The following is a 13,577-nucleotide window of genomic DNA, read 5'->3' on the forward strand; positions in this document are numbered from 1 at the left end:
CAAACCCAAGAATCAGAAAGTCAAAAACGCCTACGATTGAAATCGCAGGGTAATGGCGGAAGCACAGCATCTTTGCAACGACATCAAGCATGAGCAACCCTCCCAAGCATTCTCCCGATCAAGACGCTCTGCGGCGCGCATTGTTCGCCGTGAAGGACATGCGGGCCAAGCTCGAAGCCCTGGAGCAGGCGAAGAAAGAACCGATTGCGATCGTCGGTCTGGCCTGCCGGCTGCCCGGCGGCGTGCGCGACCGCCGAAGTTATTGGCATCTGCTCGCAAACGGCATCGATGCGGTCAGCGAAATCCCGGCAGACCGCTGGGACGTCGAGGCTTACTATGATCCCGATCCCGAGGCGCCCGGCAAGATGTACACGCGCCACGGTTCGTTCGTCAGCGACATCGACAAGTTCGATCCGCAATTCTTCGGCATCGCGCCGCGCGAGGCGGCGAGTATGGATCCGCAGCAGCGCATGCTGCTGGAGGTGACCTGGGAGGCTTTGGAGAATGCCGGTTATGCTCCGGACAAGCTGGCGGGCAGTGCGGCCGGCGTGTTTGTCGGCATCAGCACCAATGATTTTGCGCATTACCTCAAGCGCGACAACGATCCGAGCTACATCGATCCCTACACCGGCACCGGCGGCGCGTTTTGCGTGGCTGCCGGCCGGTTGTCTTATTTGCTCGGCCTGCACGGTCCCAACTTCGCGGTGGATACTGCCTGCTCCTCGTCGCTGGTGGCCGTGCATCTCGCCTGCGAGAGTTTGCGCAGCGGCAAGTCACCGATGGCGATTGCCGCCGGCGTGAACTTGATTTTGATTCCCGAGCCGAACGTCTATTTCACCCGCATGCGCGCGATTTCGCCGGACGGCCGCTGCAAAACCTTCGACGCCGCCGCCGACGGCTACGGCCGCGGCGAAGGCTGCGGCGTGATCGTGCTCAAGCGGCTGGCGCAGGCTGTGGCGGACGGCGATCACATTCATGCCGTCATTCGCGGCACGGCAATCAATCATGACGGCCGCAGCAGCGGCCTCACCGTGCCCAACGGCCAGGCGCAGCAGGCGGTCATCCGCGCCGCGCTCGCCGACGCCGGCCTCGATCCGCTGCAGGTGGGGTATGTTGACGCGCACGGCACCGGCACGCCGCTGGGTGATCCCATCGAAATGCGGGCGCTGGCTGCGGCGCTGTGTCGCAGCCGTTCCAGCGCGCAACCGCTGCTCGTCGGCTCCGCCAAAACCAACTTCGGACATCTCGAAGCCGCGGCCGGCATTGCCGGACTGCTGAAAGTCGTGCTGGCGCTGCAACACCGCCAGATTCCGCCGCATCTGCATTTCAAGAACCCCAGCCCGCACATTCCCTGGGACGAAATCCCAGTGACCATTCCTACCAAACTGCAGCCATGGCAGGCGCAACCGGGCGAGCGCATTGCCGGCGTCAGCTCGTTTGGATTCAGCGGCACGAATGCGCATGTCGTGCTGCAGGAGTGGGAGGCGGTGAGATCGGGAGAGGGGGAGGGGGAACCTGTGAGGGTTTCGTTGGAGGATGCGGCCCGGAATGGACTGCAGATTTTGACCCTTTCTGCCAAGAACGACACCGCGTTGCGTGAGCTGGCGCAGCGCTACGAGCGTCATTTGGCCGCGCCCGAGGCGCCGTCGTTGGCAGATGTTACTTTCACCGCCAACACCGGCCGCGCACATTGGGCACATCGCCTGGCGGTTACTGCGGAATCAGCGGAGCAACTGCGGGAAAAACTCGCGGCCTTTGCGGCGGGCCAGCCCGCGCCGAATGTCATCACCGGGGTGAGCGCGGAAGCAGCCACCGGCGGACCGAAGCTCGCGTTTCTCTTCACCGGTCAGGGCGCGCAATATCCCGGCATGGGCCGTCAGCTTTATGAAACGCAGCCCGTGTTTCGCGCCACTTTGGAGAAATGTGACGAACTGCTGCGGCCGCATTTGGAAAAGCCGCTGCTCTCGGTTCTGTTCAGTAATCAGTCATCAGTTGTCAGTGATCAGTCCTCACTGCCTGCTGACCACCGCTCACTGCTCACTGATCACTGGCTTCATCAAACCGCTTACACCCAGCCGGCGCTGTTTGCGCTGGAGTATGCGCTGGCGGAGATGTGGAAAGCCTGGGGCATCAAGCCCAGCGTGGTGATGGGGCACAGCGTGGGCGAATACGTTGCCGCTTGTGTGGCGGGCATGCTCAGCCTCGAAGACGCGTTGAAATTGATTGCGGCGCGCGGCCGTTTGATGCAGGCGTTGCCGCCGGCGGGCGCAATGGTGGCGGTGTTCACCAACGAATTCAAAGTCGCGCAGGCCCTCATTCCCTTTCAAGAGCAGGTCGATATCGCCGCGATCAACGGGCCGCAGAACGTGGTGATCTCCGGCGAGCAGGAGGCGGTGGCCGCGATCGTCAAAGCGCTCGAGGCCGAAGGGATCAAAAGCAAGGCTTTGACGGTTTCGCACGCCTTTCATTCGCCGTTGATGGAGCCGATGCTCGATGCCTTCGAGCGGATCGCCGCTGAGATTGCTTTCCAGCCGCCGCGCGTGCCGCTGATTTCCAATGTCACCGGACGGCGTCTCGAAATCGAATCGTGGCAGGCGGGTTCGGCGCCGGTCGCGCATCAATCCGGCGCTTTTCCCAATCCGCAGATCTACTGGCGCCGTCACGTGCGCGAGGCCGTGCGCTTTGCCGCTTCGCTGCACACGCTCCAGGAAATGGGCTGCCAGGTTTTTCTCGAGCTCGGGCCGAACCCGACGTTGTTGGGCATGGCCAAGGCCTGCGTGCCGGCGAATTACGGAACATGGGTGCCGTCCCTGCGCAAAGGCCAGGAAGACTGGCCGGAGATTCTCAAGAACCTGGCCACGCTCTACGTGAACGGCGTCGAGGTAAACTGGTCCGCCTTGCATCGCGAACGCGGTGGCCGGCGAGTGCCGCTGCCCACTTATCCGTTTCAACGCGAGCGGTACTGGATCGACGAGCGCCGGGCAAAAGCCGAGGGTCCCGCTGCCCTTGCGGCGTCCGATATTGCCGCCTCCCATCCCCTGCTCGGCGCTCGGCTGCCGGTAGCTCTGGCCGACAACGTGATTTTCGCGGCGGAGATCGGCACACGGCGCCAAAGCTATCTCGACGATCATCGTGTGCACGGCGTGGCGGTGTTTCCCGCCACTGCCTATTTGGAATTGGCGCAAGCCGCTGCAGCAGAAGCCCTGGGCGGCCAGGCTTGCGAAGTTGCGGAATTGTTGATTCAAGCGCCGCTGTTGCTCGAGGAAGAGGGCAGCCGCCGCGTGCAGACCGTTCTGCTGCGCGGCGAGCAAGCGGAGACTCCCTTTCAAATCTACAGCTTCAGCAGTGAAGACAACGCCTGGAGTCTGCATGCCCAAGGCCGGCTCGTGCCGATTTCGTCTGAAACGGCGGACGCCGCGGCCGACACGCTGGCGGCGATTCGCGGCCGCTGCCGCACGGAGTTGCCGGCGGCAGACTTCTACGACAACATGCAGCACAGCGGCGTGGAATACGGACCGCAATTTCGCGGCATCACCCAGCTTTGGCGCGGCGAGCAGGAAGCGATAGCCGCGGTGCATCTGCCGACCGCGCTCGCCGCCGAGGCGGAGACGCATCATCTTCATCCCGCCTTGCTCGATGCCTGTTTGCAAGTGCTCGGCGCCTGCCTGAATCAAGGCGCGACTGCGACCGGCGAAACCTATCTGCCGATTCGCGTCGAGCGGTTTCGGCTGCATGGCAAGGGCCACGGCCGGGTGTGGAGTCACGCCCGTCTGCACCGGCAGGAGAATGACTCGCCCGAAACTCTCACCGGCGATCTTTTCGTTTATGATGAAGCCGGCCGCCTCGCCGCCGAGATTCTCGGCTTGCATCTCAAGCGCACCGCGGCCGCCGCGCTGCAGCGTGCGCTGACCGACAAGCTGCCGGATTGGCTCCATCGTTTGCACTGGCAGCCGCAGCCGCTCAGCACCGCGCCCGCGGCCGGCCGTGGCGAGGCCTGGCTGCTCTTTGCCGATCGGCACGGCTTTGGCGCCAAACTTTTGGACCAACTGCAAAGTCGCGGCGAACACGGCACGCTGGTTTTTGCCGGCGCGTGCTACCGCCGCCGCGACGATGGACATTTCGAAATCGATCCTGCCCGGCCCGAGGATTTTCTCCGCGTCCTGCAGGAATCTGCCGGCCGGCCGTGGCGTGGCGTGATCTATCTTTGGGGTTTGGAGAACGTGGTGCGGCCTGAGCTGCCGGTTGCGGAACTGGAGGCGCAGAGCGCGCACGTTTGCGGCGGCGCCTTGTTTTTGGTGCAGGCGCTGGCTCGCCTCACCGCTGCGCCGCTGCCGCAATTGTGGTTGGTGACCGGCGGCAGCCAGCCGGTGGGCGCAAACAACGCAGCCGTGGCCGTGGTACCCTCAGCGTTGTGGGGACTCGGCCGCACGATTGCTGCCGAGCATCCGGAGCTGCGCTGCAAACGCGTGGATCTCGATCCCGGCATGGCAGGCAATCTCGCTGCCGCCAGCGGCGATGCGCCGGTCGAAGGATTTCCCAATGAAGAGAATGTGCCGTTGTTGGTGCAGGAGCTTCTGCGCGACGACGACGAGGATCAGATTGCTTATCGCGGCAACGTGCGCCACCTCGGCCGCCTGGTGAAGATCGATGCGCGCCGGGCCAAGCGCGAGCAGCCGGCGGCGCAAACACGGCCGGCAATTGCGCCGGAGCAAGCCCTGCAGTTGTTGATCAGCAAGCGGGGCGTGCTCGACCATCTCAGTTATCAACCGGTGGCGCGGCGCCAGCCCGGTCCCGGCGAAGTCGAGATCGAGGTGCAGGCCACGGGTTTGAATTTTCGCGACGTGCTCAACGCGCTCGGCATGTATCCCGGTGATCCCGGGCCGGTGGGCGGCGAATGCGCCGGCCTCATCGTGGCCGTGGGAGAGGGCGTGACGAATTACGCGATCGGCGAGGCCGTCATCGCGCTGGGCGCCGGTTGCTTCACCACGCATCTCACCACGCGCGCGGATTGGATTGCGCCCAAGCCCGCCGCTTTGAGTTTCGCCGAAGCCGCTGCCATTCCCATCACTTTTCTTACCGCGTACTACGGCTTGCATCAACTTGCGGGAATCAAGGCCGGCGAGCGCGTCTTGATTCATGCCGCGGCCGGCGGCGTCGGTCAGGCCGCGCTGCAGTTGGCCCAGCGTGCCGGCGCTGAAGTGTTCGGCACCGCCAGTCCGGGCAAATGGGATTTTCTCAAAGCGCAGGGCGTGACGCACATCATGAATTCTCGCACCCTGGCGTTTGCCGAGCAAGTGTTGCAGGCCACTCAGGGCGCGGGCGTTGATATCGTTCTCAATTCGCTGGCGCACGAGTTCATTCCCAAAAGTCTGGCGATTCTCGCGCCGCACGGCCGGTTTCTGGAGATCGGCAAGCGCGGGGTGTGGAGCAACGAGCAGGTGGCGGCGCTGCGCCGTGATGTTTCCTACTGGGTCTATGATCTCGGCGTGGTGATGCTGGAAGACCCGGCACTGCTGCAGAAAATGTATCGCGAGCTGCTCGCCGGATTCGAAGCGGGCACGCTCAAACCGCCGCCCGTGAAAGTTTTTTCCCGCGAACAAACGCTGGACGCGTTTCGCTACATGGCGCAGGCGAAGCACGTGGGCAAGGTGGTGGTGGAGCAAGGGGCAAAGGGCAAGGAGCAAGAGGCAAGGGGCAGGGGGCAAGGGGCAATTGATGCGGAGGCTAGTTATCTCATCACCGGCGGGATGGGCGCGTTGGGTCTGAAAGTTGCCGAATGGTTGGTGGAGAAGGGCGCCCGCCATCTCGTGCTGGTGGGCCGGCGTGCGCCCAGCGCTGCGGCCGCGGCTGTGATTCAAAAACTGGAAGCAGACGGCGCCCGCATCATGACCGTTGCCGCTGATGTTGCGTCGGCGGAGGAAGTGCAGCGCATTCTTCAGAAAATGGTGCAAGCCGGCCTGCCGCCGCTGCGCGGAATCTTTCATGCCGCCGGTGTGCTGGAAGACGGCGTGTTGTTGCAGCAGAACTGGCCGCGCTTTGCGAAAGTGTTCGCGCCCAAAGTCTCCGGCGCGTGGAATCTGCACACGGCCACGCTCGGAATGGCGCTTGATTTCTTCGTGCTGTTCTCCTCCACTTCGGCGCTGCTCGGCGCGGCTGGTCAGGGCAACTACGCTGCCGCCAACGCCTTTCTCGACGGCTTGGCGCACTATCGCCGTGCTCTCGGCCTGCCGGCCTTGAGTGTTGATTGGGGACCCTGGGCGGAAGTGGGAATGGCTGCCAATCTCGGCAGCAAAGAGCAGCAACGTCTCGCGAGTCAGGGCATGGGCACGATCGCGCCCAGCCAGGGCTTGCGGATTCTCGCAGAGTTGCTCGGCCGCGACGAGGCCCAGATCGGCGTTCTGCCGGTGCACTGGCGCAAATTTCTCTTGCAGTTTGCTGCCGGCAAAGTTCCGCCCGTGTTGCGTGCGATCGCCGGCGAAATGTCAAGCCGGCCGGCGGAAAAGGCGGCCGCGCCGGTTTCCACCAATGAATTCCAACAGCGCTTGGAAGCGGCCCAGCCCGCAGAACGGCCGGGTCTCATGGTGACACACGTGCGCGCGCTGGTTGCCCGCGTGCTCGGTTTGCATTCTCTTGAGGCCATCGGTTTGCAGCAGCCACTGCAGGAACTGGGCATGGATTCCCTCATGGCGGTCGAGCTGCGCAATGCCATTGGCAATTCCGTGGGCCGCGAGCTGCCCGCGACTCTGCTCTATGATTATCCCACCGTCAAAGCGCTGGCGGATTATCTGCTGGAGAAAGTCTTCGTGTTCAGTGCGGCGCCGGCACCGGCCAAAGCGGAAAGGAAAGCCGTGGCCGCCGACGAAGCGATTGCGATCATCGGCTTGGGTTGCCGCTTTCCCGGCGGCGCGGACGGTGCGGCCTCGTTTTGGCAATTGCTGCACGAGGCCCGCGAAGGTGTGAGCGAAGTGCCGGCCGAACGCTGGAACATCGACGCATACTACGATCCCAATCCCGATGCGCCCGGCAAAATGTACGTGCGCAAAGGCGGCTTCCTGCGCGAGGTGGACAAGTTCGATGCGCGCTTCTTCAGCATCACGCCGCGCGAAGCCGTCAGCATGGATCCGCAGCAGCGCCTGCTGCTCGAAGTGACGTGGGAGGCGCTCGAACACGCGGGCCTGGTGCCGGAAACCATAATGGGCAGTCAGACCGGTGTGTTCGTCGGCATCAGCGGCACGGACTATTCCCAGCTTCTGCTCAAGCGCCTCGATGCCGCCAGCATCGACGCCTATGCCGGCACCGGCAATGCCTTCAGCGTGGCCTCGGGACGGCTGTCGTACACCTTCGGTCTGCAGGGGCCCAGCCTGGCGGTGGACACCGCTTGTTCTTCCTCGCTGGTATCCGTGCACCTTGCCTGCAACAGTCTGCGCCGCGGTGAATGTGATCTCGCGTTGGCGGGCGGCGTGAATCTCATCCTCACGCCCGAGGCCACCATCAATTTTTCGCGCGCACGCATGCTGGCGGCTGATGGCCGTTGCAAGACTTTCGACGCGGCCGCGGATGGTTACGTGCGCGGCGAAGGCTGCGGCATGATCGTGCTCAAGCGCTTGTCACAGGCGCAGGCCGACGGCGACAACATTCTCGCGATCATTCGCGGCTCGGCGGTCAATCAAGACGGCCGCAGCAACGGTTTGACCGCGCCCAACGGCCCGGCGCAGGAAGCGGTGATGCGCGCGGCGCTCGCCAACGCGGGCGTGGCTCCGCACGAAGTGCAGTATCTCGAAGCGCACGGCACCGGCACCTCGCTGGGCGATCCCATCGAAGTGCGCGCGCTCGGCAATGTGTTGCGCGAGGGCCGGGACGCCGATCATCCCCTCGTGCTCGGCTCGGTCAAAACCAATTTCGGCCATCTCGAGGCCGCGGCCGGCATTGCCGGATTAATCAAGGTCGTGCTGGCCTTGCAGCACGGCGAGATTCCGGCACACCTGCATTTTACCAAATTGAATCCTCTCATCTCGCTGCAGGAGATTCCCGCGGTGATCCCGGTGACGTCGCAATCGTGGTCACGCAACGGCGGTGTGCGCTTGGCGGGCGTCAGCTCGTTTGGCTTCAGCGGCACCAATGCGCACGTGATCTTGCAGGAGTGGGCGGCGGTGAGGCCGGGAGAGGGAGAGGCTGGGGGAGTGATCGTTGCGTCTCCGGAAACTTCTGCGGCGGCGAATGATTCGCACCTGTTGACCATTTCGGCAAAGAGCGAAAGCGCGCTGCGGCAATTGGCACAGCGGTATGGAATCTTTCTGGAGCGGCACCGCGAGCTGAGCCTGCCGGACCTGTGTCAGGCGGCGGCCAGGACCCGCACGCAATTCGAGTATCGTGCCGCCATGGTCGCCGGCAACCACGAACAAATGCAACCGCAGTTGGCGATCCTGGCGGACGGCAAGTCCGCACCGCACGTGATCACCGGCCGCGCCCAGGAGGCACCCAGGCTTGCCTTCTTGTTTACCGGCCAGGGTTCACAATACCCCGGCATGGGGCGTGAGCTTTACGAAACGCAGCCGGTGTTTCGCGCGGCGCTGGAGAAATGTGACGAGCTGTTGCGGCCGCATTTGGAAAAATCCTTGCTGTCCGTGCTGTTCGAGCAACAATCACCAGTTGTCAGTGAGCAGTCATCAGTGAGCAGTGATCAGTCATCAGTGGCCACTGACCACTGGCTTCATCAAACCGCCTACACCCAGCCGGCACTGTTTGCGCTGGAGTATGCGCTGGCCGAGTTGTGGAAATCCTGGGGCATCACCCCGGCGGTGGTGATGGGCCACAGCGTGGGCGAATACGTCGCCGCTTGCGTGGCCGGCATGCTCAGTCTCGCTGATGGCTTGAAGTTGATTGCGGCGCGCGGCCGTTTGATGCAGGCCCTGCCGCACAACGGCGCCATGGTCGCGGTCTTCGCGGAGGAAGCGCGCGTGGCAGAGGCGGTGGCATCCGCCGCCGGCCAAGTCGCCATCGCCGCGATCAACGGGCCGCAGAACATCGTGATCTCCGGTGAGCAGGAAGCTGTGGCTGCCCTCGTCTCCTCTTTCGAAGCGTCAGGCATCAAGAGCAAGGCTTTGACGGTTTCGCATGCCTTTCATTCGCCGCTGATGGAGCCGATGCTCGAGGCCTTTGCGCAAGTGGTTGCGGAGATCGAGTTTCACGAGGCGCAGATTCCGGTGATCTCCAACCTCACGGCGCAACCGCTGCAGCTTGATTTGCGCCCCGAGCAACCGGCCCCCGGCGAAGACGGGCACCCCGGCGCCGGCCTGCCTCCGGGCGTCTATTGGCGCCGCCACCTGCGCGAGGTGGTGCGCTTCCTCCCTTCCATGCAAACGCTGCACGACCTTGGCATCAAGCACTTTGTGGAAATCGGGCCCGCGCCCGTGCTGCTGGGCATGGCCGCGAAATGCCTGTCCGAGGCTCAGGCTGCTGCCGCCACCTGGATTCCTTCCCTGCGCAAAGGCCAGCCTGAGAAGGCGCAGATGCTCAAGAGTCTCGGCCAGCTTTTTGTGATCGGCTGCAATGTGAATTGGCAGGGTCTGTTTGGCGATCGGCCGCGGCCTCGGCTGGCGTTGCCGACCTATCCCTTTCAACGTGAACGCTATTGGTGTGACGAGCGCAAAACGCCGGCGGTCACCGCACGGCCTTTGCCTGCCGCCGGAGGGCATCCTCTGCTCGGCCAGCGCCTGCGTTCGCCGCTGCTCAAAGACCCTGTCTTCGAGTCGGTCGTGAGCCTGGCGCACATACCTTTTCTGGATGGGCATCGCGTTTATGGCGCGGTGGTGTTTCCCGCAACGGCTTATCTGGAAATGATCATCGCTGCCGCCCGGCAGGCGCAGCTCGATCCGCCGCTGCTCGAGCACCTGACGATTCATGCGCCGTTGATTCTGTCCGAGAACGAAGAAACCGCGTTGCAGGTGGCGCTGCAAGCAGGGGAAGCCGGCGGTTTCACCTTCCAGGTTTTCAGTTTGCCGGTGGCGCAGCAAAATACGGCAGAGACCTGGCGGCTGCACGCCTCCGGTTCAATCAGACGCGCGCTGCCGGACACGGCCGCACCGCGACGCGCGCTGCCGGAAGTGCAGGCGGCTTGCACGACGCCGCTGGCGGCGCCAGAATTCTACCGCCAGTTGCAGCACAACGGCATGCAATACGGCAGAAGCTTTCTCTGCCTGGAGCAAATTCTGCGCGGCGAAAATGAAGCGCTGGGCCGCCTCGCCTTGCCGGAGAAGTTGGAGGGCGAATATCATTTGCATCCCGCGCTGTTGGACGGCGGTCTGCAGTTGTTGGGCGCGGCCCTGGCGGAGCAAGCGCAAACCAGCGAGGGCGAGAGTTTTCTGCCGGTGACCCTGGGCCAGTACCGTGTGTTTCGGCCGGGTGCTGTGCCGCAATGGACGCACGCCAGGATTCAAACACCGCCGGCGGCCGGCAACGACAGTCTGCAGGGTGAAGTGCAATGGCTCGATGCCAGCGGTGAGGTGATCGCTGCGCTCGGCGCCCTCGAGCTCAAGCGCGTCAAACGTGCGGCGCTCGCGCGGCTGCAGCCCCAGCACACTGCGCCTCGACTTTATGAATTGCGCTGGCAGCCGCAGCCGCTGTCCGGCGACGCACCCGGCCAGATTGCCGGAACGCAATGGTTGATTCTCGCTGATCGCCACGGCGCCGGTGCGGCGCTCGCTGCCCAGCTTCAGGCGCAGGGCGCGAATTGCGAACTCGCTTTTCTCGACGCTGGTCTCGCGGTGGCACGCAACGGCCAGTGGCATCTCGATCCCTCGCGCGTTGAGGAGTTCGAGCGCCTGCTGCTCGGCAAGCAGTGCGACGGCATCGTGCATCTCTGGAGCCGTGAGGCCGGGCTTGCCCCCGCAGCAACGCCCGCACAGGTGATGGCGGCACAACGCGTGCTGTGCGGCAGCGCGTTGCATCTCACGCAGGCCGTGCTCAAACACAACGAGGCCGGCCGCACGCGCTTGTGGTTTGTGACCTTCGGCGCGCAACCGGTACGCGATAATGAATCGCTCGACTGCACCGCGTCCGCGCTGTGGGGATTCCGGCGCGCGCTGGCAGCGGAGCATCCGGAGTTGCGCAATGTCTGTGTTGATCTTGATCCGATTCCTGCTGAGCAGACGCAACCCTCGGCCGGCGCGGAGAGCGCTGCGTCCGTCATGTATGCGCTCAGCCGCGAGTTGGCCGCCAATAGCGGGGAAGACCAAGTCGCTTATCGCAACGGCGAGCGCTATGTGGCGCGGTTGGCACAGAGTGAAGAGCGTACGGAACAGCCTGTTGCCGCCAGCCCCGGCGCTTCTCTGCCGGCGGCCGAAACCGCGGAACAGCTCCAAGTCACCATGCCCGGCATTCTCGATGGCCTGCGCTATCAGCCGGTGCTGCGCCGGCCGCCGCAGCCCGGCGAAGTCGAGATTCGCATTCATGCCACCGGGTTGAATTTCCGTGACGTGCTGATCGTGCTGGGCATGTATCCCGGCGCCTCGGCGCCCATCGGCTTTGAATGCGCCGGCGTCATTACCGCGGTGGGCGAGGGCGTGAATGAATTCAAACCCGGTGATGAAGTGATCGCGCTCAGTTCCGGCTGTTTCGGCACGTTCACCACGACGCGCGCGGTGTGGGTGGCAGCCAAACCCACGGGCTTGGGTTTTGTCGAGGCCGCCACTATTCCGCTGGTGTTTTTGACGGCCTATTACGGCCTGCATCATCTCGCCAAAATCAAAGCGGGCGAACGCGTGCTGATTCATTCCGCTGCCGGTGGCGTGGGCGTGGCCGCGGTGCAGCTCGCGTTGCGCGCGGGCGCGCAAGTCTTCGGCACGGCCAGCACCGGCAAGTGGGATTTTCTCAAGTCGCTCGGCGTGGCGCAGGTGATGAATTCGCGCACGCTCGAATTCGCCGAGCAAGTGCAGGCCGCCACTGCCGGGCGAGGCGTTGACATTGTTTTGAATTCGCTGGCTGATGATTTCATTCCCAGGAGTTTCGCGGTGCTGGCCGCCAATGGCCGGTTTTTGGAGATTGGCAAACGCGGCATCTGGAGCCCGGAACAAGCCGCGCAAGCCCGGCCGGATGTTTCCTACTGGGCCTATGATCTCGGCGAAGTGATGCTCACGCAGCCGGCTTTGATTCAGGCCATGTATCGCGAGCTGCTCGCCGGTTTTCGAGACGGTTCGCTCAAACCGCTGCCGGTGAAAACCTTTGCGCCCGACGAAGCGGTGGCCGCCTTTCGCTACATGGCGCAGGCGAAACACATCGGCAAAGTGGTGGTGGAGCAAGGGGCAAAAGGCAAGGGGCAAGAAGCAAAGGGCAAGAGGCAAGAGGCAATTGAGGGGAAGGCGAGTTATCTAGTCACCGGCGGAATGGGGGCATTGGGTTTGAGAGTCGCGGAATGGCTGGTGGAAAAAGGCGCCCGCCATCTCGTGTTGGTTGGGCGGCGCAGTCCCACTGCCGAAGCAGCCGCGGTCATCAAAAGGCTGGAAGAGAGCGGCGCGCGCGTGTTGCCCCTCGTCGGCGACGTGGCGTTGCCGGGAGAAGTGCAACGCCTGCTCGCGGAAATGGCGCAGGCCGGTTTGCCGCCGTTGCGCGGCCTCATTCACGCCGCCGGTGTGCTGGACGATGCCGTGATATCGCAGCAGAGTTGGCCGCGCTTCGAGAAAGTCATGATGCCGAAAGTGGCAGGCGCGTGGAATCTGCATCGCGGCACCGCCCATCTTCAGTTGGATTTCTTCGTGCTCTTCTCTTCGACTGCCGCGGTGCTCGGTTCACCGGGTCAAAGCAACTACGCCGCTGCCAATGCTTTTCTCGATGGACTCGCGCATCATCGCCGCAACCTGGGTCTGCCTGCGGTGAGCCTCAACTGGGGGCCGTGGGCGGAGATCGGCATGGCCGCGAATTTGAGCAACGCCGAACAGGAGCGCATGGCAGCGCAAGGCCTCAACTTGATTGCGCCGGCGCAGGGCCTGCAGATTCTGGAGAACATGCTGTTCAGCCGTAGCAGTCAGCGCCTCGTGCTGGCGATGGATTGGCGGCTCTTTCTGCAAAAGATTTCCGGCGGCCAGGTTCCGCCGTTGCTGACGCTGATTGCCCAGAAAACTGGCAGCACTTCGGCAGCAAGCGAGCCGGAGCTGTTGCGCCGCCTCGCCGAGAGTGCGGCGGAAGAGAGAGAAGAACTGCTCGCTGCGCACATTCACGAGCAGATCATTCGCGTGCTCGGCCTCAATCCCGCCGAGACACTCAACGGCCGGCAATCACTCAACGAACTGGGCATGGATTCGTTGATGGCCGTCGAGTTGCGCAATGCCTTGAGCGCGCTGGTGGGCCGCACGCTGCCCGCGACGTTGCTGTATGATCACCCCAATCTCGCGGCGTTGACGAATTACCTCGGCCGCGAAGTGCTGGCGCTCGAGTTCAAACCGCCGGACGGCAAGCAACCTGCTGCCGGCGGTCAACCCGCTGCCGTGGTCGAGCAGATCAAGCAGCTCTCCGAAGATGAGCTGGCGGCCTCGATCGACGCCGAAATCGCGGAATTGGAAAATCTCCTGAAGTGAGCTGGACTT

The 13,577-nt window shown here is 63.8% G+C and carries 1 protein-coding gene; it reads left to right on the top strand.

Going from position 1 to position 13,577, the window contains the following annotated elements:
* The first annotated feature begins 89 nt into the window (after positions 1-89).
* On the top strand, positions 90-13,568 hold the full coding sequence (locus L6R21_24925) for an SDR family NAD(P)-dependent oxidoreductase (GenBank protein ID MCK6562456.1): 13,479 nt from the start codon (positions 90-92) through the stop codon (positions 13,566-13,568).
* The last annotated feature ends 9 nt before the right edge of the window (positions 13,569-13,577 follow it).

This window comes from bacterium (assembly GCA_023150945.1).
Lineage (GTDB): Bacteria > Zhuqueibacterota > Zhuqueibacteria > Zhuqueibacterales > Zhuqueibacteraceae > Coneutiohabitans.